The organism is Phytohabitans sp. LJ34, from assembly GCF_052068095.1.
In the GTDB taxonomy this organism is placed as follows: Bacteria; Actinomycetota; Actinomycetes; order Mycobacteriales; family Micromonosporaceae; genus Phytohabitans.
On the sequence record NZ_JBQHDG010000003.1, the window covers coordinates 331,294 to 353,130 of the forward strand.

Sequence of the window (21,837 nt, forward strand, 5' to 3'; positions counted from 1 at the left end):
TCACCTCGCGATCGACCAGACCTGGAAGCCACCGTCGGCGGGCGTCGCAGCGGCAGATGGCCCCGAACCCGCGTGGCAGACGAGCCGCCGCTCGTTCCAGGACGAGCAGCGCCACCGCCCCTCCGGCGACGTGGCGAGGAAGCGGCGGGTGCCGTCCGCCGCGGAGATCTCGACAAGGTCCGCTTGGCCCATCGTGAGCAGCGTGCCGGTGGTGAGCCATACAAGTGGCACCCCCCGCTCGTCGGGTCCGAGCAGCTGGCGACCGTCGCGGTCGAGGAGGGCGGAGCTCGAGCCGTCGTCGGCGGAGACCAGCAGCCGGTCGCCGACGGGCAGCAGGCTGGGTGCCTTCCGGGTGGCCTGCGCGCGCCAGGCCACCCGGCCGCTGCTCACCTCGACGGCGACGACCTGGGTCGCGGTGCTGTTTCCCTCGATGAAGCAGACCTGGCCGGTGCCGCACGGCACGACGTGCTCGCCGAACCGTCCGGCCGCCGCGCGGTACAGCTGGCGCGGTGCGGCCGCACCGTCCACGTCGGTCACCGTCAGCCGGAAGGTACCGTCGCGCGGCCACGCGTAGAGGCGGCCGTCGTAGGCCATGTAGTACGCCTCGTCGGCCGGCGCGACGCCGGGTCGCCGGCTGAGCTGCCTTCCGGTCCGGGCGTCGCGGACCAGCAGCGCGCCGCCGGCGGTGATCTGGAGCAGCCGGTCGCCGGCGAGCGGGCGGGCGTAGCCGAAGGCGTCCGCCTCGATGGAGCTGGCGCGGGGCAACGGGTCGGCGGGCGTGAACACGCCGAGGCTGCGTACGGGCGCGTCGGCCGGTGCGGGCGCCTGCCACAGCTGGGCTCCGGTGTCCCAGTCGAACCCCCGGGTGACTCCGCCGGCCACGGCCACGAGCGCGAACGGGTAGTAGAGAAGGTCGCCGGACGGCAGGCTCCACCGCACGTCGCCGCTTTCCGGATCGAGGACGTACGCCCGGCCGCCCTCACCGTCTCCGATCGCCACGAACGCCCACGGCAGCCCGACCACGTCCGGGTAGTTCAGCGTCGAACCGAGCTCGCGGGTGGGCCCGATCGGCTGTCCCGTTTCGAGGTCGGCCAGCCGCACGGCGAGCCGCCCTTGCGTACGCCAGGCGACGAGCACCCGGTCGCCGGAGGTCGCGCTGGGTGTGAAGGACTCGGCGCCGCCTTCGAGCGGGATCATGTCGGTGAGCGGCCGGGGCGGACCGGCCGGCTGCGGCGCGGCGTCGTTGCGGGCCAGCCAGCCGCCGCCGGTCAGGCCGGCGCCGACGACGCAGGCCACCGCGGCGGTCGCGGCGATCAGCCGGGTGCGGCGCCGGCGCTCGCCACGGCGCCGCGCGGTCGAGGCGCGGCCCAGCGGGATCGCGTCCGCGTCGTGCCGCAGCGCGCCGAACATCCGGTCGAGGTCACTCGACATCGCCGGCACCTCCTCTCGTGGTCCGCGCCAGCGGCTGGCCGAGCGCCGCGGCGAGCTCCGCGCGGCCCCGGGAGAGCCACGACTTGACCGTGCCCTGTGCCGCGCCGGTCTCGGCGGCGATGTCCGCCACGGAACGGTCGAGCAGGTAGTGCAGGACGAGCGCGCGCCGGTGCGCCGCCGGCAGCCCGCGCATCGCGGTGACCAGCAGCACCGTGTCTTCCGAGGGCGGTGGGACCGGGGGTGGTGGCCTGTCCGCGGCGGCGCGTACCCGCCGCACCTTGAGGTGCCGCCACCGGTCGGTCGCCAGACGCGTGATGACGATCCGCAGCCACGCCTCGGCGTTGTCGTAACCGGTCAGCCGGCGCCACCGCTGCCAGGCCCGTGCGTACGCCTCCTGCACGAGATCCTGTGCCTCGGCCACGTCGCCGGTCAGCCCGTACGCGTACCGCACGAGGCGTCTCGACGTGTCCCGGTAGAACGCGTCGAACCGCTCAGCCTCCGCCATCCCCACCACCCATCGATCAATCTGCCACTAGGGACACGGGATGGCGCCGGGTCGGGTTGCACATTCACCGGCCGATAGGATGTCGGCTCATGGCACGCGTGCTCACTCCCCGTGCGGAGGATTTTCCCCGCTGGTACCAGGACGTCATCGCGAAAGCGCAGCTCGCCGACAACGGCCCCGTGCGCGGCACGATGGTGATCCGACCGACGGGATACGCCATCTGGGAGCGCATGCAGGCCGAGATGGACGCGCGGATCAAGGTGGCGGGCGCGGAAAACGCGTACTTCCCGCTATTCATCCCGGAGAGCTACCTGCGCCGCGAGGCCGAGCACGTCGAGGGCTTCTCGCCCGAGCTGGCGGTGGTCACCCACGGTGGCGGCAAGCAGCTCGCCGAGCCGGTGGTGGTGCGGCCGACCAGCGAGACCGTGATCGGCGAGTTCATGGCCAAGTGGGTCGACTCCTACCGCGACCTGCCGCTGCTGCTCAACCAGTGGGCCAACGTGGTGCGGTGGGAGCTGCGCCCGCGGGTCTTCCTGCGCACGAGCGAGTTCCTCTGGCAGGAGGGGCACACCGCCCACGCCACCGAGGCCGACGCGCGCGCCTACGCCCGCAAGATCCTCCACGAGGTGTACGAAGACTTCATGGTCGGGGTGCTCGGCATCCCGGTGCTGGTCGGGCGCAAGACGGCCGGTGAGCGGTTCGCCGGCGCCACCAACACCTACACGCTCGAGGGCATGATGGGCGACGGCAAGGCCCTCCAGCTCGGCACCTCACACGAGCTGGGGCAAAACTTCGCCCGCGCCTTCGACATCACGTACACGTCGGCCACCGGCGGCGTCGAGCACGCCTGGACCACGAGCTGGGGCACCTCGACCCGCATGCTCGGCGGCCTGATCATGGCCCACGGCGACGACAACGGGCTGCGGGTGCCGCCGCGGCTGGCGCCGGTGCAGGCATACGTGATGATCGTCAAGGACGGCGAGGGCGTCGGCGAGGCCGCGGCCAAGCTGCGCGACGCGCTGCGCGACGCCGGGGTGCGGGTCGGGTTCGACGATCGGGTCGACACCCCGTTCGGCCGCCGGGCCGTCGACGCCGAGCTCAAGGGCTACCCGGTGCGCATCGAGGTGGGTCCCCGCGACCTCGCCGCGGGCAATGCGGTGCTGGTGCGCCGCACCGACGGCTCGAAGACGCCGGTGGCGGTGCCCGACGTGGTCAAGGCGGTGCTCGCCGCGCTCGACGCCGACCAGCAGGCGCTCTACGACGCCGCGCTCGCGATGCGCCTGGAGCGCACCGTCGAGGTGGCCACGCTGGCGGAGGCCATCGAGGCCAGCGCCAACGGCTGGGCCAAGGTGCCGTGGTCGGAGGTCGGGCCGGCCGGTGAAAAGGAGGCCAACGGGCAAGGCGTCACCGTCCGCTGCCTCATCCGTGCCGACGGCTCGGTGCCCGACTCGGAAGACGAGCCGGAGCTCCAGGCCATCCTGGCCCGCGCTTACTGATGGGCTTCAAGCCCGGTCAGCTGATCATCCACCGCAACGTCCACCGCGGCCGCATCGCCTGGGTACGCCCGGCGCGCGTGGTCGCCGACGACGACCGCGGCCTGCTCGTGTGGGTCGCGCGCGGCACGCCGGTGGCCGGCGAGGTCGCCGCCGACGGGCGGGGGCTGCGGTCGATGCCGTTCGCCGAGTGGATCGAGCAGGGCCCCTACCGCCTGGCCCCCGGCACGTGGGCCGGCCCGCCGGTGCTCAAGTTCCTTCCGGTGGGTGCGAGCCACTCGGTGTGGTGGTTTCGCGACGACGAGGGTCGCTTCGTCAACTGGTACGTCAACCTCGAAGAGCCCGGCGTGCGCTGGGACGACGGCGGCGCCGCCGGCATCGACATCGTCGACCAGGACCTCGACATCGTGGTGCGGCCGGACCTCTCCTGGGAGTGGAAGGACGAGGGCGAGTTCGCCGAGCGGCTCGCCCACCCGGATCACTACTGGGTGCCCGACGAGGCGGCGGTGTGGGCCGAGGGCTGGCGGGTGGTCAAGCAGATCGAGGCGGGCGAGTTCCCGTTCGACGGCACCTGGGTCGACTTCACCCCGGATCCGGCGTGGGATCCTCCGCCCGTACTGCCGCCGGGGTGGGATCGACCACCCGCCGTGTAACACCCCCGAACCGTCTGGCACAATGGGTCGCTGGTATCCGGCTTCGCATGTTCGCGCCCTCTAACCCGGGCATGCGGCCAGTCCACCCGAGCTCCGGCGTCACAACCCCACGTGGCATCCGGTCAGCTCACCCGTATCGCACAGGAGCGAAAACAAACGTGGCCGTAAAGATCCGGCTCCTGCGGATGGGTAAGATCCGCAACCCGCAGTACCGCATCGTCGTCGCCGACTCGCGCACCAAGCGCGATGGTCGCGCGATCGAGTACGTCGGGATCTACCAGCCGAAGGAAGACCCTTCGGTGATCGAAGTCAAGTCCGAGCGGGTGCAGTACTGGCTCTCCGTCGGCGCGCAGCCGAGCGAGGCTGTCCAGCGCCTGCTGGAGAAGACCGGCGACTGGCAGAAGTTCAAGGGCGAGCCCGCCCCGCCGCCGCTGCTCGTGGCGCCGGAGCGCGCCGACCGCAAGGCGGCGTACGAGGCGGAGGCCAAGGCGGCCGCCGGCGTCGCGGAGGCGGCTCCGGCCAAGCCCGCGAAGAAGGCGACCAAGAAGGCGGCCGCCGCTGAGGCGCCCGCCGAGAAGACCGAGGAGCAGGCCGGTGCGGACTCCGGCGAGCAGGTCTGAGGTGGCACTCCGGCCCGCGCTGGAGCACCTCGTCAAGGGCATCGTCGACCACCCGGACGACGTCCGGGTACGCATGATCGACTCGCGCCGCGGCAAGCGGCTGGAGGTGCGCGTGCACCCCGAAGACCTGGGCACCGTGATCGGCCGGGGCGGCCGCACCGCCAAGGCCCTGCGGCAGGTCATCGGTTCGATCGGCGGTCGTGGCGTGCGCGTCGACATCGTCGACTCGTACTGATAGATGCTGCTTTACGTCGGGCGTATCGTCCGGCCGCACGGCATCCGCGGTGAGGTCATCGTGGAGGTGCGGACGGACGACCCGGATGAGCGTTTCGCCCCCGGAAAGGTCCTCGCGACCGATCCGGGGGCGATGCCGTCCAAAGGCACCGACCCGGCCGCCTACCAGGTGCCGGATCAGCTCACGATCGAGGCGGTGCGCGCCCACCAGGGCCGGCTGATCATCGCGTTCGACGGGGTCTACGACCGCAACGTCGCCGACGCGCTGCGCGGGGTGCTGCTCTGCGTCGACAGCGCCGACGTGGGGCCGCTGTCCGACCCGGACGAGTTCCACGACCACCAGCTGGTGGGTCTGACGGCGGTCACGCCGGCGGGGGAGACGCTGGGCGAGGTGGCCCGCATCGACCACGCACCCGCCTCCGACCTGCTCGTGCTGCGCCGCCCCGAGGGCCACACGGCGCTGGTCCCCTTCGTGAAGGCGATCGTCCCTGAGGTCGACCTGGCCGCCGGCCGCGTCGTCGTCGACCCACCAGAAGGCCTCTTCGACCTATAAAGGGTCATTTCACGAATTCGGCACCTGGACATTCCGTTGGCGCGCGGGTGGCAGGACCGGCAAGGGGTCCGCGGCCCTGCATGGATTTCTGCCCGCACGGGGGTGGGCCGGCCTCGCCGGCCACCGTCTGTGACGCGGCGTCAGCAGGCTCAGCGGTGAACTTCGAGATCTAGGACAGTTAGGGTTGAAATAGCGCCCTAACTCTCCAAGATCTCGAAATCTGGCCCGCACGCGCGGTGGCGGCGGTTACTCAGGGCGACGAAGCCTCGGTTGATCTCCCGCCGCCCGTTCGGCAACGGGCATTGTGGACAAACCGCGGGCCGCGCATCCGGCGGAGGCAAAGGGTGACAGCGGCCAAAACGAGGGGTGAGCCGCGCGGGGGCGGCGGACCAGACCATGGTCGACTGACGGTGGGTGGCATTCGGGTCCGGACCGCTGCTCTCTGGGCCTCACCGGTCCGCCGTTGGTCACGCGGTTTGGTCTTGCACCGCGGACGTGGCAGCGGAGGTCGGGGGTTTCGGCGAGCCCTGCGAGCCGCCGGCCTGCGCGGTCTCCGGCGGGAGCGGCGGTCCACAACTGACGCGGCCCGGGAAATATCGCCCCAAAATCCCCTCCTTCCGTGGCCAGGGCCCAGTTCCCTGGCCACGGGGTCGGGGTCATTCTTTCGTTCGGGGAGCCCGGAGGCGTGGGCTGCCCCTTGGAAGAACCCTCCGGGTGGCGGGGAGGCGTGGTACGTCCGCCACCCGGAGGGCTGTCACCGGTCGGGGGGATGACCGGCTGTTTCAGGCCGCCTTAGCCGGAGGCAGGGCGGGAGCGGCCAGATGGCAGATGGTCGTTCGGGTCGACCATCCCGTTACGCGAACCGTGTACGCCGCCGCGACCGCCGCCCGAGCCCAGCGCATCCGGGCGGCGGCGATGTCGGGGTGGTCGCCGAACTCCTGCGCGACCTTGGCCACGCAGCTCTTCGCGCCGTGGGCGCGAACGGTCCGGACGACCGCGGCACGTACCTGCTCCGCGCTGGGACGCTGCGAGTGTTGGAGATCCGACACGAACAGCGCCTCACACCGCGTCGCGGTGATGTCCAGGCTGGGCATGGCTCTCACCATCGCCCGGTGTTGCGCGGGAAACATCCGCCACTACGCGGAGACTCGGATGTGGGGGCGGGGACGGGGGTGCTGACGATCGCGAGGATCTGCTCGATGCTCGTGTTCGCCCGGTCGGCGATCTGCTCGATCGACGCTTCGCTGGCGAGGGCTTGCCTGATCGCCGAGCGCCAGGTGACGTCGGCCCGGGCGCGCACCTCGGCCGCCTGGTCCAGCACGTAGAGTGCCTGCTCGGATGATCCGTACATGGGTTAAAGACTCGGCCAGAGCGCGTGCGGATACATCCGCCACCATGCGGAGGTCGAAGAGGGATGCGGATCGACGTTGTCACGATCTTCCCGGAGTACCTTGCCCCGCTCGACCTGTCGCTGATCGGCAAGGCGCGCGAGAGCGGGCTGCTCGACGTGGGCGTACACGACCTGCGGACGTGGACGCACGACGTGCACCGGACGGTCGACGACAGCCCGTACGGCGGGGGGCCGGGCATGGTGATGCGCCCGGAGCCGTGGGGTGAGGCGCTGGACGCGCTGGCTCCGGACGGGGGCGCGCGGCTCGTGGTGCCCACGCCGGCCGGGGAGGTGTTCACCCAGACGTTGGCGCACGAGCTCGCCGCCGAGCCGCGCTTGATCTTCGCGTGCGGCCGGTACGAGGGCATCGACCAGCGGGTGCTCGACCACGCGGCCACCCGGATGCCGGTGACGGAGGTTTCACTCGGCGACTACGTGCTCTTCGGCGGCGAGGTCGCGGTGCTGGTCATGTGCGAGGCGATCGTGCGGCTACTGCCCGGGGTGCTGGGCAACGCCGATTCGCTGGCGGAGGAGTCGCACGCACACGGGGTCCTGGAGGCGCCGGTCTACACGAAGCCACCGGAGTGGCGCGGCCACCCCGTTCCGGAAATCCTCCGCTCCGGCGATCATGGTCGGATCGCGCGCTGGCGGCGCGACCAGGCCCTGTTGCGCACCGCACATCGCCGCCCGGATCTGCTTGCCGCGCTTGACCCCGGTATCCTGGACAAGCGCGATCTCGCCCTCCTGGACGGGGCCGGATTTCAGGTCCGGGGTGCCGATATGGCAAAGTAGTGAGGTTGCCGCGACCAGCCACCGCCCTCCGGTGGGTCCGCGTGCTCATCTCCCGGCCGCCGCCGGGTGGTGATCGCCCCAACGAGTCATGAGGAAGCCACGCGATGAACACGCTCGACGCACTGGACGCCCAGTCGCAGCGGACCGACCTCCCCGACTTCCGCGCCGGTGACACCGTCAAGGTGCACGCGCGAGTGGTCGAGGGCAACCGTTCCCGGGTCCAGGTCTTCCAGGGCGTCGTCATCCGGCGCCAGGGTGGCGGCCTGCGGGAGACCTTCACGGTCCGCAAGGTCAGCTTCGGCGTCGGGGTGGAGCGCACCTACCCGATCAACAGCCCGGCGATCGACCGCATCGAGGTCGTGACCCGCGGTGCCGTCCGCCGGGCCAAGCTCTACTACCTCCGCGAGCTGCGCGGCAAGGCCGCCAAGATCAAGGAAAAGCGGGAGAAGCAGCCGAGCTGAGGCTCGTCCCTCTCGTTCTTGGCATTGGCCGCTTCGGGTGCCGGGCGGATACGCTGTCGGCGGTGACGTACGACGAACGCTTCGTCCGCGGTCAACGCCGGGGCGGCGCGACACCCCCGCACTACCGCTCGCCCGACCTCCGCGGAGGAGGCCTCGCGGGCGGTAGTGCTGTATCTCGGACTCGGGGGGCGCGCGAGGTGCAGCAGGACGGCGACGTCGACCCGTGGCGCAGCCTGCCCCGACGCAGCAGCGGGCGGCGGCGGCAGATGCCGCTCTGGCAAGAGCTTCCGCTGCTGCTCATCGTCGCGTTCTGCCTGGCGGTGCTGATCCGCACCTTCCTGTTGCAGGCGTTCTTCATCCCCTCCGGGTCGATGGAAGACACGCTGCTGGTGGGCGACCGGGTACTGGTCAACAAGATCGTCTACGACGTGCGCGACCCCGAGCGCGGTGAGGTCGTCGTCTTCCGTGGCCCGCCCAACTGGACGCCCGAGTTCCAGGAAGAGCCCTCGGTCGGCTTCATGGCAAAGCTCGGCCGCACGGTGGGCGACCTGGTCGGCGTCAGCCGTCCGGGCGAGAAAGACTTCATCAAGCGGGTAATCGGCGTGCCCGGCGACAAGGTCAAGTGTTGCGACGACCAGGGGCGCGTGCAGGTCAACGGCAAGTCGATGGACGAGCCGTACGTGTTGGAGAACTCCGATCCGGACCTGCCGCCCAACCCGCGCGAGTGCCGTTCACGGCAGTTCGACGAGATCACCGTCGCGCCGGGCAACCTCTTCGTGATGGGCGACCACCGCCTCGTCTCCCAAGACTCGCGATGCCAGGGCCAGGTCCCGATCGACAACGTGATCGGGCGCGCCTTCGTGATCGTCTGGCCATACGACAGGTGGGCGGGGCTTGGCATCCCGTCCAATTTCGACGACGTGCCGCAGGCCGCGGCGCTCGCACCGCCGGCGGAGTCTCCGGCTCGCCTGCCTGACCAGGGAGGTTTCGCTGTCGTCCTACCGCTCCTGCTGCCACTGGCCCTCTTCCCCCGCTGGTCTTTGGGCCTGTCCGCGCGTTCCCCGCGCTCATTTCCAGGTCTCCGTCGTAGGCTCCGTCCGTGATTGACGAGCAGACCGAAAAGCGCCGCGGGTCGTTCTGGCGCGAGCTTCCCATCCTGCTGGGCGTGGCGATCCTGGTGGCCGTGCTCGTGCGCGCGTTCGTGCTCCAGACGTTCTACATCCCGTCGCCGTCGATGGAGCACACGCTCGACATCTACGACCGGGTGCTCGTCAACAAGCTCGTCTACGACTTCCGTTCGCCGCACCGCGGCGAGATCGTGGTCTTCGAGGCGCCGGCCGACTGGCGGAGCAACCCCGACGGCGAAGACTTCATCAAGCGGGTCATCGGCGTGGGCGGCGACCACATCGTCTGCTGCGACTCCGACCAGCGCCTGATCATCAACGGGCAGTCGCTCGACGAGCCGTACATCTTCTCCGAGGGCGGCACCACCGACCTCGCGGCCGACGAGTCGTTCGACATCACGGTGCCCAAGGGGCGGCTGTGGATGATGGGCGACCACCGCTCGGCGTCGGGTGACTCGCTCGAGCACTGGGAGCGCACTCGCGACCTCAACTCGGCCACCATTTCGGAAGACGCGGTGATCGGGCGCGCGTTCGTGGTCTTCTGGCCGGTGGGCCGGGCCAAGTGGCTGTCGGTGCCCGATCCGTTCGACAAGGTGCCCAACCCCTGAGTCTAGGCTGGGGCGGTGGACGGTATCCCCCGCCGCGCGGCCCGGGTGCTGCTCGTCGACGGTGACGACCGCGTGCTGCTGTTTCGCGGCTTCGACCCGGCCCGGCCGCACCATCGGTACTGGTTCACCCCGGGCGGCGGCCTCGACGGTGACGAGCCGTACGCGGTGGGCGCCGCCCGCGAGCTCGCCGAGGAGACCGGCCTGCGGCTACCTCCGGAAGAGCTGGGCGACCCGGTGTGGGACGAGGTGACCGAGTACCCGTTTGGCGGCCAGTGGTTCCGGCAGCGCCAGGAGTTCTTCCTCGTGCGCGTGCCAAGCTGGGAGGTCGACACGCGCGGCTTCGACGACGTCGAGCGCGACTCGATCGACGATCACCGGTGGTGGGAGGTGGCCGAGCTGGAGGCGACTGCGGAGCGGGTGTATCCGGCGGATCTGGCGCCTTTGCTGCGCCGTCTGCTGGTGGGCGGTGGGGCCGCCGCTGGCGGCGCTGTGGAGGCGTCGTGCTGACGCGGTGGTGGTCGGTGGTGTGGCGTCTGCTTGTCGGTGGTGGGGTCGCCGCTGGCGGCGCTGTGGAGGCGTCGTGCTGACGCCGCCGCGGACGGTGGTCCGCCGGGAGGGTGGCATTTACGCCCTTGAGCGGGCGCTTCAGCGCCGCGGCTTCCGCATCGTGGCCGGTGCCGACGAGGCCGGGCGGGGCGCGTGTGCGGGCCCGCTGGTGGCCGCCGCGGCGGTGCTGCCCGAGGGCAAGCGCGGCGAGATCGACGAGCTGGCCGACTCCAAGCTGCTCACCCCCGCCGCACGCGAACGTGTCTACGCCGAGGTCGTCAAGCGCGCCCTCGCGTACGCGGTCGTGGTCATCCCGGCCGCCGAGGTCGACGCGCGCGGCCTTCACGTGTGCAATCTCGCCGCCATGCGCCGCGCGCTGGCCACCCTCACCACCCGTCCGGAGTACGTGCTGACCGACGGATTCGGCGTCGACGGGCTGGGCGTGCCGGGGCTGGCCGTGTGGAAGGGCGACCAGGTGGCCGCCTGCGTGGCCGCGGCCAGCGTGCTTGCCAAGGTCACCCGAGACCGGCTCATGGTCGACCTGCACGGGCGCTTCCCGGAGTACGGCTTCGACGAGCACAAGGGCTACGTCACGCCCGAGCACAATGCCGCGCTGGTAGCTCACGGACCGTGTCTGGAACATCGCTTTTCGTACGTGAACGTGGCCACCGCCTCCGGCCGCGACTCCCGCCCGCCACGCTCCCGCCGCCCCGCGGCGGTCGGTGCGCTCGAGCCGATGGGGCGGGCGATCCCCGCAGGGGGTACCGTCGGCGTGGCGTTGGCCGAGGGGGCGCGGCTGCCGCTGCCGGTGGGGGAAGATGTGGCCATGGAAGGCGGAGTGCGATGAGCGCAGAAGATCTCGAGAAGTATGAAACCGAGATGGAGCTGCAGCTCTACCGGGAGTACCGCGACATCGTCCGCCAGTTCTCCTACGTGGTCGAGACCGAGCGCCGCTTCTATCTCGCCAACCAGGTCGACCTGCATGTGCGCAATTCGGACGGCGAGGTCTACTTCGAGGTCGAGATGCACGACGCCTGGGTGTGGGACATGTACCGACCCGCCCGTTTCGTGAAGAATGTGCGAGTAATGACGTTCAAGGACGTCAATGTGGAAGAGCTCGAAAAGCCCGACATCTCCCTCCCGACGGAAAACGGCTTCGGCGGCTGAGCCTTCGGCCCCATACCAGATCGACTAGCTCTCCGGGCGTTATCCACACCGGGCCCGGCCGTCCACAGGGCGGCCGCGGCCCGGTTGCGGTCTTTCCGGGGTACCACCGACGCTGCCCTCCATGCGGGCATTGGTGTCGCTGGTTGCGATCATGCTGGGTGGTTTGTTGGGGTCGCCAGGTTGGTCGGTTTCCCCTGGTTTGAGAGCGCCCACCGGCTTGCGGGTGGGTTCCGGCACTGATTTGTCGCTGGCTCATGACGTGTGGGTGACTCCCGGTCTTTGGGTCTCTTCGCGTACAGCCCTTCCTTCGGCGGCGTTGGCTCGGGCGCCCGTGCCGGTGGGGTCGTTCCGATGGCCGCTGGACGGTGCTCCGCGAGTGGTGCGGCGGTTCGACCCGCCGCCGGAGCCGTGGCTGGCCGGCCACCGCGGCGTTGACCTGGCGGCGCAGGTTGGCGCCCCGGTGCGCGCGGCGGGCGCCGGCACCGTCCACTTCGCCGGCAGCGTGGCGGGCCGTGGCGTCGTCAGCGTCGCCCACCCCAACGGCCTACGCACCACCTACGAGCCCTTGAAACCGAGCGTCCGCACCGGGCAGGCGGTGGCGGCCGGCGACCAGATCGGCAAGCTGATCGCCGGCCACGCCGGCTGCCCGGTGGCGGCCTGCCTGCACTGGGGCCTGAGACGCGGCGAGGAGTACCTGGATCCGCTAGCTCTGCTGGGCCTGGGCCGGGTCCGCCTGCTGCCTTTGGACGCTTCCGCCCCGGCGGTGTGGGCAGCGGCAGTGCCTGTGTCGGTGCCGGTGGAGTCGGCGCCGGCGGTGGGCGGTGACTTTCGCCGGTTCGCCGGCGGTCGGGTTGCCCGCCCGGTCATTCACCCGGACAGCTGCTCCGCCGGGGTGGCCCGATGACCGGGGAGCGACCTGAAGCACCTGAGCTTCAGATCAGCGGGACGACGCCGGAGTCGGTCGCCGAGCCGGAGTGGAAAGCACGCGTCCGGATAGGCGTAGAGCGCTCCATGCGGCGGCGCGCCGCCCGCGCCGAGCAACGGCGGGTGCTGAACGCCCGCCGGAAGGCCGGCCTCCAGGCCCGCCACGCCACCCGCTGGGCCCGCCTCGACGCCGAGGACATGGACCCACCATGAGCGCGCTGGCGCCCGGACCGCGTGACCGGGACGTGCTGCTCGCGTTGGCGGCGGAGATGTCGTCGCATGGGCCGACGGCTGACCGTCGCCGACGTGTGGCCGGCGCCGGCGGCCGGGAATCGCGGCTGGGTGTTGGCGGCGGGCCGCCGGTTTGGCGTGCGAGCTCAGCGTTCTGGCGGTGGGCTGCCGGTTTGGCGTGCGAGCTTCAGCGGAGCTGGCGGTGGGCTGCCAGGCTGGCGTGCGAGCTCAGCGGAGCTGGCGCAGGAAGGCGGGCAGGCGCTCCGCCAGCCGGTCGTACTCGTCGCGGTGGTTGTAGATCTGCCCGCACAGCCTCAGCCACCCGCGGCCGTTCCAGGACATCACCCCGACGACTGCGGCCAGTTCCTCCTCGATGCGGTTGGCGAGCTCGGTCGCCGCCTCGAAGGTCGTCGCTACGCCGGCCGGCAGCGGAAGGATGCGCATCGCGACCTGCGGGGCGCCCGGGTCGGGCAGCTCCTCCGGGGACAGGCCGAGTGCGGCTCCCACGACCCGCTGGCCGTAGGCGGCCAGGTCGGCATTGTGTGTCCGCACCCGCTCCGCGCCCAGTGTCCGCAGCAGGAAGAGACCCGTGGGGGCGGCCAGCCAGGGCGTGTAGTCCAGCGTGCCCTGCCACTCCACCCGCGCCGGGTAGCCGCTGTCCTGCTCCCAGGAGATGGCCAGCGGGTCGATGCGTTCGCGCCAGCGCGGGGCGACGCTGAGCAGGGCGGTGCCGCGCGGGGCGTACGCCCACTTGTGCAGGTTGCCGATCCAGAAGTCGGCGCCGATCGTGTCGACCGACACGGGCAGCATGCCGGGTACGTGGGCGGCGTCGACGAGTAGCGGCACCTCCCGCTCGCGGGCGGCGGCAGCGATCTTCTCCACCGGGAAGAGGCGGGCCGTGGGCGACGAGATCTGGTCGACGACGAGCAGGCGGGTGCGGCCCGGCCGCAGGGCCTGGGCGACCGTCGCGGTGACCTCGTCGTCGCCGGCGTCGAGTGGCACGCCGACTGTGCGTACGGTGGCGCCGGTACGGCGGCATTCGCGCTCGGCGGTGAAGGCGATCGCGCCGTACCGGTGGTCGGTCATCAGCACCTCGTCGCCCGCGCGCAGCCCCACCGACTGGAGGACGATCGCCGCGCCGATGGTGGTGTTGCCGACCAGGCCGGCGCCCTGCGGGTCCGCGCCCAGGAAGGTGGCCAGGTGGCGGCGGGTGTGCGTGATCCGCTCGGGCAGGTCGCGGAAGTAGCGGATCGGGTTGGTCTCGCCCTCGTCGCGCAGCCGCTGCTGCGCCCGCTGCACGGCGATCGGCACGGCACCGCGCGCACCGTGGTTGAGGTATGCGAGCGCGGGGTCGAGCGAGAAGCCTTCCCGGATGCGGTCCCAGCCGACGTTAACACCCTCGACCACCGTGCCTCCCACGGCGCCAACCCTACGCGCCGGCTCGCCCGCCGCAGCGTGCCAATGGCTGATCCGTGGCCGCTGTCCGCGGCGACCCGTGCTGTGGGCGCGCAGCGCGGGGATGGGTTTGGGGCGCCAAAGGCCATTCGTGGCCGCGGGGATCCATGGCCCCACGACCAGGGCTGCGAGGCGGCAGGCGGCAGCTATGCGGTCCAATTGCCAATCCATGGCAGGCAACCTGAGCTGTGGGACGGCGGGCGGCAGCTAGGCGCGGGGATGGGCTTGGCGGTACGCGGCGCGGAGGCGCTCCACAGAGACGTGGGTGTAGATCTGGGTGCTGGACAGCGAGGCGTGGCCGAGCAGCTCCTGCACCGCCCGCAAGTCGGCGCCGCCTTCCAGCAAATGTGTCGCGGCGGAGTGGCGGAGGCCGTGCGGGCTGGTGTGTGGCAGGCCGGCGGCGCGGGCGTAGCCGCTCACGATGCGCCGCGCGATCGTGGGCTGGAGGCGGCCGCCGCGTGCGCCCAACAAGAGCGCGTCGCCGCTCGACGGGCCGGAAAGGGCGCCGCGGCCCAGGCGGAGCCAGTCATCGATCGCTTCCTCGGCTGGGAGTCCATAGGGGACGGAGCGTTCCTTGCCGCCCTTGCCCAGCACGCGCACCACCCGGCGGCCACGATCGACATCCGCTATGTCGAGGCCGCAGAGCTCGCTGACGCGGATGCCGGTGGCATACAGCAGCTCCAGCAGCGCGCGGTCGCGCAGCAGCACGGGGGAGGCCTCGTCGCCCGGGGCGCTGACCAGCGTCTCGGCCTGGTCGGCGCGGAGTACGGCCGGCAGGTCGCGGTGTGCCTTCGGGCTGGCGAGCTGGGCGCCGACGTCGGTGGTGAGCCGTCCGGCGCGGTGTGCCCAGGCGCTGAACGTGCGCGCGGAGGCGGCTCGCCGGGCCAGGGAGGTGCGGGCGGCGCCGAGCGTGCGGAGCTTTGCCAACCAGCTGCGCAGCACGGCGATGTCGATGTCGCCCGGCGTCGCGCACCCCATCAGCGCGGCGTGGTCGAGGAGCGAGACGACATCGCCGACATAGGCCCGGACCGTGTGCGCCGAGCGGTTGTCGACCTGGGCGAGGTGGTCCGCGAACTCGTCGACCGCGTCGCGCATCGGCTCGGGTAGGCCCTCGTGGATCGCCCGGATGCTGACGCTCTTTCGCTTCACACCGTCGACCGTGGAAGCCTGAGGCGTGGGGTGTCAAGGCACCGCGCCGGCCTTCTGCGCCTTTCGCGGCTGAGCGCCCCGCCGTTTGTCGCCAGCGGCGGCCAAGGCAGGCTCGCCCACATCGGCGGCGGCCGTCGCCGCACCCGCTCCAAGCTCAGAAGCACCCACCCCGACCGGAGACGCACCCGCCCCGAGCTCAGACGCACGCGCCCTGGGCCGAGACGCACGCGGTGCGGGCTCGGGCGCACGCGGCGCGGGCTCGGGCGCACGCTCCTGGGGCTTAGGCGCACTCGCCCTGGGCTCAGGCGCACCTATCCCCGGCTCAGACGGACCTGCCCCGGGCTCGGGCGCACCTGCCTCGGGGTCGGATGCGTCGGACTCGGGCGGAGCGGCCTGGACTGGCGGCTTGCTCGTCTTGGGGACGAGTCGATAGCCGCCGGCGCGGCGGGAGACGAAGCCTAGATCCTCCAGGAGGGTGAGCTTGCGCATCGCCGTGCGGATGTCGATGCCGGCCTTCGCCGCGATCTCGTCGGGGCTCGCGGTGCCGCGGCGCGGGACCCACTCCAGCACCATCGCGGCCTCGACGTCGAGGCCGTCATGGGGGCGCACGGGGCCGCGCGGGCGGGGCGCGAGGTCGCCGCCGATCTGGCCGATCTCTTCCATGACATGGGCAGCGCCGGTGACCAGCCGTACCTCGGGATGGTCGCGGAGCAGCTCGTGGCAGCCGACCGACATGGCGGAGGTGACCGGGCCGGGCACGACCATCGGGCGGCGACCGAGCGCGATCGCGCGCCGCAGTGTCTGGCTGGCGCCGCTGCGCGCGGAAGCCTCGACGACCACGGTGCCGCGGGTGGCGGCCGCGATCACGCGATTGCGGATCAGGAAGCGGTGACGGACCGGCACCGACCCGGGTGGCCACTCGCTGACCAGCAGGCCAGCCTCGGCGATGCGGTCGAAGAGGCCGGTGTTGCCCGACGGGTAGGGCTTGTCGACGCCGCAGGCGAGCACCGCCACGGTGAGCCCGCCGGCGTTGAGAGCGCCCCGGTGGGCGGCGGCGTCGATGCCGTGGGCGCCGCCGGAGACGATCGTCCACTCACGCTCGGCCAGCTCGTATGCCAGGGTGGTCGCCACGTGCTCGCCGTAGTGGGTGGAGGCCCGCGCGCCGACCACCGCGACCGACCGGTCGAGGGCCTCGTCGAGCCGGGGCGCGCCGCGCACCCACAGGCACAGCGGCGGTGCGACGTCGCGGTCGATGCGGTGCTCGGCGGGGCGGCCCAGCAGCAGCGTGAGGTCGCGGACGGGCTGCGGCCACTCGTCGTCTTCAGGGATCACGATGCGGGCGCCGAGCCGGTCGGCGCGTTCGAGGGCTGCCTCGGCGACCTCGTGCGGGTCGCCGGCACCCATCCGGGCCGCGGCCGCTCCGCGCAGTGCGTCGGGCACGTCACCCTCGACGAGCCGCTCCAGCGCGCGGAGCGGGCCGTTGGCGTTGACCATGCGGTGCACGGCCTCGTTGCCCGGCTCGATCAGCCAGTGCAGCGCGATCCGGGCCAGCCGCACTCGCTCATTCACAGAGACCTCCCTCATTTGGCTATGCCGGTGCGGAGCTGGGTCGCCTCGAGCACGTCATCGGAATCCGGCCGGTGGCGGCCGTCGATGTCGGCGATCGTCCAGGCGAGGCGGAGGATGCGGTCGAAGCCGCGTGCGGAGAGCGAGCCGTGGTCGAGGCGGGTGCGCAGTGCCTTGGTGTCGGCGGCCGGCAGGCGCCACGGCGGCCGCCGCAGCGCCGCGCCGGGCACGTCGGCGTTGGTGCGCCAGCCGTTTGCCGACCACCTCGCCGTCGCCGCCGCCCGCGCCTTGAGCACCCGGTCGGCCACCACCGCGGACGGCTCGCCGTCCGTCTCGGGCGCCATCAGCTCGGCGGCGCCCAACGGGTCGAGCGTCACCTGCACGTCGATCCGGTCGAGCAGGGGGCCGGAGAGGCGCCCGATGTAGCGGCGGCGGGCCGTCGGGCTGCACTCGCAGAACTGGTCACCAGATGGCTTTGCGCATGGGCAAGGGTTGGCCGCGAGCACCAGCTGAAAGCGTGCCGGGTATTCGGTAGCGCCGTCGGCCCGGCGCAGCAGGATGCGGCCGGTCTCCAGCGGCTGGCGCAGCGCGTCGAGGGCCCGGCTGGCGAACTCGGCGGCCTCGTCGATGAAAAGCACACCACCGTGTGAGAGCGACACGGCTCCTGGGCGGGCCAGCCCGGTGCCGCCGCCGACCAGGGCTTGGACGGTGGCGGTGTGGTGCGGGGCCTGGAAGGGGGGCCGGCGCAGCAACCGCCCGCCCGGCGGCAGCACGCCCGCGATCGAGTGCAGGGCGGTCACCGCCAGCGCGGCCTCGTCGTCGAGCTCGGGCAGGATCGATGGCAGGCGCTCGGCGAGCATGGTCTTGCCCGCCCCGGGCGGCCCCAGCAGGGCCACGTGGTGGCCACCCGCCGCAGCCACCTCGATGGCGCGCCGGCCCAGCGCCTGGCCCGCCACGTCGGCCAGGTCTGGACCGTCGGGCTCGGCCTCCGGCCCGCTATCGGGCGGGTCGAGCAGCGACGCGCCGTCACGCACGAACGCGACCAGGCGGTGCAGCGCGTCGACGGCCTTGACCTGCACGCCGGGCACCACGGCGGCCTCCGCCGCATTGCCGATCGGCACGACCACGCGGCTGACGCCGGCCTTGGCGGCCGCCGCCACCATGGGCAGCGCGCCGCGCACCGGACGGACGGTGCCGTCGAGGCCGAGCTCGCCGAAGATCGCCACCCCGTCGAACGCGGCCAGCGGCAGCTCGCCCGAACCGCCGAGCAGAACGACGGCGATGGCCAGATCGAAGGCCGAGCCGGTCTTGCGCATGCCGGCGGGCAGCAGGTTGACCGTGATGCGGCGGCTGGGCCAGCGCTGCCCCGAGTTGACGATCGCGGCGCGGACGCGGTCGCGGGCCTCGTTGAGCGCGGTGTCGGGCAGGCCGGAGAGCACCACCGCCGGCAGCCCGGGCGACAGGTCGGCCTCGACCTCGACGAGGTGGCCGGTGACACCAGTCAGCCCAACCGACAGCACCTTGGCGTAACTCATGATCGCGCCCGCTCTGCCGCGGCCGGCCACCGGTCTTTGCCCACGCCGTCGCCCTCGATCCGCGCGGCGGTGGGCGGCCACGGACCTTCGTCGGCGCTGCGCCTGTGGACGTGCCTGGCGCACTCGCTCATCAGAAGACTCCGCGCAGGTGCTCGACGCGCGCCGCGCCCCGCCGCTGCGGAAGCACCGACACCACGTCGAAGCGCACGTCGTGACCGTGCATGTCGTGCTCGTGCAGCCAGCGCACGGCGAGCCGGCGCAGGCGCCGCGCCTTGGCCGACACCACCGCGCCGGCCGGCGGCCCGAACTCGAGGCTGCGCCGTGTCTTTACCTCGCAGAAGACGATGTCGTCGCCGTCGCGCGCGACGATATCGATCTCACCGTCGGAGCACCGCCAATTGCGCTCGACGATCCGAATGCCCGCCTCGACCAGGTGGGCGACCGCGCGCCGCTCGCCGTACGCACCGACCGCCAATGTCGCCGTCGTCATGGGAACGAGCGTGTGGGGGGAGGGTGTGGGAGGGGAAGGCGCCCTTGATCGATGTGTGGACAGGTGTGTGGGCTGTGGAGAGCCGGACAATCATGCGGTGGGTGTGTTATGAGATCGGCGCGGTCAGCTCACCCGAGAAGCCGAGAAGCCGAGATCTGAGAAGCCAAAAGCCGAGAAGCCAAAAGCCGAGAAGCCGAAAGCCGACCCGGCTCAACGAACGGGCGCGTACGCGTACTCCCGCTGGACCCACTCCAACCACTCACCGTGCGGGCCGGTGCGGGCCAGGACTTCGACGGTGGCCCGGCCGCCCCGCCACGCGACGAGCGTGAGCAGCCCGACGGCCAGCACCCCGCGCGGGCCCGCCTCCGCCGGCCGCCCGGTGAACATCTCCGCGCCGCACTGCGAAGCCTCGTTCAGCACCACCGTGAGATCCCGCCGCGCCCCGCATTCGGCCAGGGTGAGCGCCAGGCGGCGGCGGTCGGCGTCGGACAGGTACATGAGCGCGTTCGACGTGAAGACGCACGGCACCGCACCGTTATCCACAGTGGACAGTACGCCGGGCAGTGCCGCCACCATCTCGCCGGCCACCAGCCGCGGGCGCGCGGCCGCCACCTCGGCCAGCGCGGCGTCGAGCCGGGCCAGCCGCTCGGTGTGCTCGGGCCAGACGCAGGCACGCAGCCACTCGGTGGCGTGCGGGTCGGCGGCGTCCACAGGGGACAGGTCGATGCCCACCCGGTCGGCGACCGCCACGTCGTTCGCGGCCGGCGACGGCCACCGCTCGCCGCGCACCTCGCAGCTCAACGCCAGCCCGCCGGCCGGCCCGTAGGACTCGACGCGGTCGCCGTGGCGGTACTCGCAGGTGTACCGATCGCTGATCAACAGCAGCCCCGCGCTGGTCCCGAGCTCGACGAGCGCGAGTGGCCGGCCAGCCACACCCGCGGCGCGGCCGAAGGCCGGCCGCAGCAGCGCCGCGCGCCGCGCCTCGTTCGTTTGGGTCGTCCTCGTCGCGCAGAGGGCGGTGAGATCGTCGCGGTGCGCCGCCACGAGGTCCACGAGCGCCGCCGGCAGCCCGCTGTCCACGTCACGCGAGCCACCGAGCGTCGGCAGGTACGCCACGAGCGGGTGATCCCGCGCCACCGTGCGCAGGAGGTACTGCACCGCGGCGAAGAACAGGATCGGCCGCCGCTGGTCCGGTGGTGCGGCGAGGAGCGGCTCGGCGAGCTCCGGCTGGTCGGCGACGGCCGCGGAGAGCCGTTCGTACCGGGGAGAGTGCCCGCGAAACTCTTTGTGGGCGAAATGCCGGAACGTCCGGATCAGCAGTCCCGCATCCGCCGCTTTCATGCCGGGATCGTGCCCGCCCGGGGCCGGTGGCGCAGCGACGCCGATCACAAGAGTTTGCCCGCTTTGCGAAGGTGGCCTAATCGCGCCAGGTCGCATACCGTGCGCCCGTGAGCGGGAGTCGCGAGGCTACGGGCCTTGACCACGACGGCGGACGAGCGCCGAGTGACGGAGCGGGGTAGGCGTGAGCGGGAGTCGCGAGGCTACGGGCCTTGACCACGACGGCGGACGAGCGCCGAGTGACGGAGCGGGGTAGGCGTGAGCGGGAGTCGCGAGGCTACGGGCCTTGACCACGACGGCGGACGAGCGCCGAGTGACGGAGCGGGGTAGGCATGGACCCACAACGGAACGCTCCCGACCAGGCCGATCGCGGCTGGTACGACCGCCGGCACGGCGAGCCGGAGTGGGAGGGCTACCGCCTGCCCGGCCCGCGCGGTGCGGGGGAGTCGCTGGAGGCCGACCCACTCTCGGGTGGTCCACGCGCCGCGGCACAGCCCGCCTACGACCAGCAGCACGCCGCGCCGCAGCCCGCTTACGACCAGCAGCACGCCCCGCCGCAGGCCGCCTACGACCAGCAGCACGCTCCGCCGCAGGCCGCCTATGACCAGCAGAGTGGCTACAACCCACTGGCGGCGCCGGCGATGGAGGTGCCCGCTTACGGGGGCCCGCCGGTGCCGGCGCCGGCAGCTGTGCCGCAGGTCCCGCCGCCGCCACCGGGCTACCAGTCGTTCGAGGAGCCGACTGGCGCTGTGCCGCCGGTCACGCCCCGTGCGGAGGCCGAGTCGATCGAGACCCAGCGCTTCCAGACCGCGCCGGCCGCGGCCCAGCACTTCCACACCGAGGCGATCGACCGGGCCGCGCTGCGCCGCCCGGCGGCGCCGGCCCCAGACGGGGTGTATCGGACGAAGCGGCCGGCGGCGGGCATCGTCTTCGCGGTCCTCGCGGTCGTGTTCGAGATCCCGGCGCTGCGCCTGCTCGGGGACGCCGCGATCGGTGGGCCCGTGGTGGCTTCCGGCGTGGTGGCGGGCACGTTCCTGGTGGCCGGGCTGCCGCTCGTCGCGCTCGGCCTTTATGCCCTGGTCACGGGCGCCAATCGGCTGCCCAGCGACGGCGGTGGTGGCGCACAGGCGTGGCTGCGGCCGCCGACCGCCTACCTGCCGGTCGGCCTGGTCCTCCTGGTCGCGGCCGCGCTCGCGGCCTGACAGCAAACCCAAAGCCCCGACGTCCGGCCCGAGAGCGGGACGGCACACCCGGGAGCCGGACGGCACACCCGAGAGCCGGACGTCCGGCCCGAGAGCCGGACCGCACACCCGGGAGCCGGACGGCACACCCGAGAGCCGGACGTCCGGCCCGAGAGCCAGACAGCACACCCGAGAGCCAAGACAGCACCCAAAGCTAGACGGCAAACCCACAGCCGCGGTCTGGTCTTGCGCCGCGGACGTGGCAGCGGGGGTCGGGGGTTTCGGCTCGCCCGGCGAGCCGCCGGCCGCCGCGGTCTCCGGCGGGAGCGGCGGTCCGCAGGTGACGCGGACCCGGGACATGGGCTAGGCGGTGGAGCCGGCGGCGGCGATC

24 protein-coding genes and 1 pseudogene are annotated in these 21,837 nt (G+C 72.4%); 15 read left to right on the forward strand and 10 right to left on the reverse strand.

Features of this window, described 5'->3' with window-relative positions:
• Nucleotides 1-1,431 carry an outer membrane protein assembly factor BamB family protein gene (locus ACTMTJ_RS06915; RefSeq protein ID WP_441215264.1) on the reverse strand — a complete coding sequence of 477 codons (1,431 nt, stop codon included), beginning with the start codon at nucleotides 1,429-1,431 and terminating at the stop codon, nucleotides 1-3.
• Nucleotides 1,421-1,936 (reverse strand): SigE family RNA polymerase sigma factor, encoded by a 516-nt coding sequence (locus tag ACTMTJ_RS06920; RefSeq protein WP_441215265.1) that lies wholly within the window; start codon nucleotides 1,934-1,936, stop codon nucleotides 1,421-1,423. The genes ACTMTJ_RS06915 and ACTMTJ_RS06920 overlap by 11 nt, the downstream gene beginning before the upstream one ends.
• Before the next feature lie 89 nt (nucleotides 1,937-2,025).
• On the opposite strand from ACTMTJ_RS06920, the gene proS reads away from it, so the two are divergent.
• The 5 genes from proS (at nucleotide 2,026) to rimM (ending at nucleotide 5,489) form a co-directional block, all read left to right on the forward strand.
• Nucleotides 2,026-3,432 (forward strand): proline--tRNA ligase, encoded by a 1,407-nt coding sequence (proS, locus tag ACTMTJ_RS06925; protein ID WP_441215266.1) that lies wholly within the window; start codon nucleotides 2,026-2,028, stop codon nucleotides 3,430-3,432.
• Nucleotides 3,432-4,082 carry a DUF402 domain-containing protein gene (locus ACTMTJ_RS06930; protein WP_441215267.1) on the forward strand — a complete coding sequence of 217 codons (651 nt, stop codon included), beginning with the start codon at nucleotides 3,432-3,434 and terminating at the stop codon, nucleotides 4,080-4,082. Before proS ends, ACTMTJ_RS06930 begins: the two co-directional genes overlap by 1 nt.
• A 158-nt stretch (nucleotides 4,083-4,240) precedes the next feature.
• Nucleotides 4,241-4,702, forward strand: a complete 462-nt coding sequence (gene rpsP / locus ACTMTJ_RS06935) for a 30S ribosomal protein S16 (protein ID WP_441215268.1) — start codon at nucleotides 4,241-4,243, stop codon at nucleotides 4,700-4,702.
• Complete coding sequence (locus ACTMTJ_RS06940; RefSeq protein ID WP_173041827.1) at nucleotides 4,677-4,937, forward strand: RNA-binding protein; 261 nt, start codon at nucleotides 4,677-4,679, stop codon at nucleotides 4,935-4,937. The genes rpsP and ACTMTJ_RS06940 overlap by 26 nt, the downstream gene beginning before the upstream one ends.
• A gap of 6 nt (nucleotides 4,938-4,943) precedes the next feature.
• The gene (gene rimM, locus ACTMTJ_RS06945; protein ID WP_441215420.1) at nucleotides 4,944-5,489 is read left to right on the forward strand and encodes a ribosome maturation factor RimM; all 546 of its coding nucleotides are present in this window, start codon (nucleotides 4,944-4,946) and stop codon (nucleotides 5,487-5,489) included.
• A gap of 782 nt (nucleotides 5,490-6,271) precedes the next feature.
• Here rimM and ACTMTJ_RS06950 read toward each other — a convergent pair.
• Nucleotides 6,272-6,583, reverse strand: coding sequence for a hypothetical protein (locus ACTMTJ_RS06950; RefSeq protein ID WP_441215269.1), 312 nt, complete (start codon nucleotides 6,581-6,583; stop codon nucleotides 6,272-6,274).
• Between the two features lie 5 nt (nucleotides 6,584-6,588).
• Nucleotides 6,589-6,840: a hypothetical protein gene (locus tag ACTMTJ_RS06955; RefSeq protein ID WP_441215270.1), complete on the reverse strand. Its 252-nt coding sequence runs from the start codon at nucleotides 6,838-6,840 to the stop codon at nucleotides 6,589-6,591.
• Between the two features lie 63 nt (nucleotides 6,841-6,903).
• Between ACTMTJ_RS06955 and trmD the strand changes: the two genes are divergently transcribed.
• From trmD to ACTMTJ_RS07000, 9 genes are all read left to right on the forward strand, one after another.
• Nucleotides 6,904-7,671 (forward strand): tRNA (guanosine(37)-N1)-methyltransferase TrmD, encoded by a 768-nt coding sequence (gene trmD / locus ACTMTJ_RS06960; RefSeq protein ID WP_441215271.1) that lies wholly within the window; start codon nucleotides 6,904-6,906, stop codon nucleotides 7,669-7,671.
• A 104-nt stretch (nucleotides 7,672-7,775) separates the two neighbouring features.
• The gene (gene rplS, locus ACTMTJ_RS06965) at nucleotides 7,776-8,132 is read left to right on the forward strand and encodes a 50S ribosomal protein L19 (protein WP_441215272.1); all 357 of its coding nucleotides are present in this window, start codon (nucleotides 7,776-7,778) and stop codon (nucleotides 8,130-8,132) included.
• Between the two features lie 197 nt (nucleotides 8,133-8,329).
• Nucleotides 8,330-9,235 (forward strand): signal peptidase I, encoded by a 906-nt coding sequence (gene lepB / locus ACTMTJ_RS06970; RefSeq protein ID WP_441215421.1) that lies wholly within the window; start codon nucleotides 8,330-8,332, stop codon nucleotides 9,233-9,235.
• A complete protein-coding gene (lepB, locus tag ACTMTJ_RS06975; RefSeq protein ID WP_441215273.1) occupies nucleotides 9,232-9,864 on the forward strand; it encodes a signal peptidase I in 633 nt (210 codons plus the stop codon). Before lepB (ACTMTJ_RS06970) ends, lepB (ACTMTJ_RS06975) begins: the two co-directional genes overlap by 4 nt.
• A gap of 15 nt (nucleotides 9,865-9,879) precedes the next feature.
• Nucleotides 9,880-10,371, forward strand: coding sequence for an NUDIX hydrolase (locus ACTMTJ_RS06980; protein WP_441215274.1), 492 nt, complete (start codon nucleotides 9,880-9,882; stop codon nucleotides 10,369-10,371).
• Nucleotides 10,372-10,444: 73 nt separating this feature from the next.
• Nucleotides 10,445-11,257, forward strand: a complete 813-nt coding sequence (locus ACTMTJ_RS06985; RefSeq protein ID WP_441215275.1) for a ribonuclease HII — start codon at nucleotides 10,445-10,447, stop codon at nucleotides 11,255-11,257.
• On the forward strand, nucleotides 11,254-11,577 hold the full coding sequence (locus ACTMTJ_RS06990) for a DUF2469 domain-containing protein (protein ID WP_173055909.1): 324 nt from the start codon (nucleotides 11,254-11,256) through the stop codon (nucleotides 11,575-11,577). The genes ACTMTJ_RS06985 and ACTMTJ_RS06990 overlap by 4 nt, the downstream gene beginning before the upstream one ends.
• Before the next feature lie 379 nt (nucleotides 11,578-11,956).
• Complete coding sequence (locus ACTMTJ_RS06995) at nucleotides 11,957-12,481, forward strand: M23 family metallopeptidase (protein WP_441215276.1); 525 nt, start codon at nucleotides 11,957-11,959, stop codon at nucleotides 12,479-12,481.
• Nucleotides 12,478-12,714, forward strand: a complete 237-nt coding sequence (locus ACTMTJ_RS07000; RefSeq protein WP_441215277.1) for a hypothetical protein — start codon at nucleotides 12,478-12,480, stop codon at nucleotides 12,712-12,714. Before ACTMTJ_RS06995 ends, ACTMTJ_RS07000 begins: the two co-directional genes overlap by 4 nt.
• A 246-nt stretch (nucleotides 12,715-12,960) precedes the next feature.
• Here ACTMTJ_RS07000 and ACTMTJ_RS07005 read toward each other — a convergent pair whose 3' ends face one another.
• The 6 genes and pseudogenes from ACTMTJ_RS07005 to ACTMTJ_RS07030 all read right to left on the reverse strand — a co-directional run bounded on the left by ACTMTJ_RS07005 (nucleotide 12,961) and on the right by ACTMTJ_RS07030 (nucleotide 20,268).
• A complete protein-coding gene (locus ACTMTJ_RS07005) occupies nucleotides 12,961-14,151 on the reverse strand; it encodes an aminotransferase class V-fold PLP-dependent enzyme (RefSeq protein ID WP_441215278.1) in 1,191 nt (396 codons plus the stop codon).
• A gap of 243 nt (nucleotides 14,152-14,394) precedes the next feature.
• Nucleotides 14,395-15,282, reverse strand: a complete 888-nt coding sequence (locus ACTMTJ_RS07010) for a tyrosine recombinase XerC (protein ID WP_441215422.1) — start codon at nucleotides 15,280-15,282, stop codon at nucleotides 14,395-14,397.
• Nucleotides 15,283-15,669: 387 nt separating this feature from the next.
• Nucleotides 15,670-16,920: pseudogene (dprA, locus tag ACTMTJ_RS07015) on the reverse strand (DNA-processing protein DprA); the annotation flags it as partial.
• Nucleotides 16,917-18,437 carry a YifB family Mg chelatase-like AAA ATPase gene (locus ACTMTJ_RS07020; RefSeq protein WP_441215279.1) on the reverse strand — a complete coding sequence of 507 codons (1,521 nt, stop codon included), beginning with the start codon at nucleotides 18,435-18,437 and terminating at the stop codon, nucleotides 16,917-16,919. The pseudogene dprA and the gene ACTMTJ_RS07020, both read right to left, overlap by 4 nt.
• Before the next feature lie 130 nt (nucleotides 18,438-18,567).
• A complete protein-coding gene (locus ACTMTJ_RS07025; RefSeq protein WP_441215280.1) occupies nucleotides 18,568-18,927 on the reverse strand; it encodes a YraN family protein in 360 nt (119 codons plus the stop codon).
• A 210-nt stretch (nucleotides 18,928-19,137) separates the two neighbouring features.
• Nucleotides 19,138-20,268, reverse strand: a complete 1,131-nt coding sequence (locus ACTMTJ_RS07030) for a DUF2332 domain-containing protein (RefSeq protein ID WP_441215281.1) — start codon at nucleotides 20,266-20,268, stop codon at nucleotides 19,138-19,140.
• Between the two features lie 329 nt (nucleotides 20,269-20,597).
• Here ACTMTJ_RS07030 and ACTMTJ_RS07035 point away from each other — a divergent pair, with 329 nt between their 5' ends.
• A complete protein-coding gene (locus tag ACTMTJ_RS07035; protein ID WP_441215282.1) occupies nucleotides 20,598-21,467 on the forward strand; it encodes a hypothetical protein in 870 nt (289 codons plus the stop codon).
• The last annotated feature ends 370 nt before the right edge of the window (nucleotides 21,468-21,837 follow it).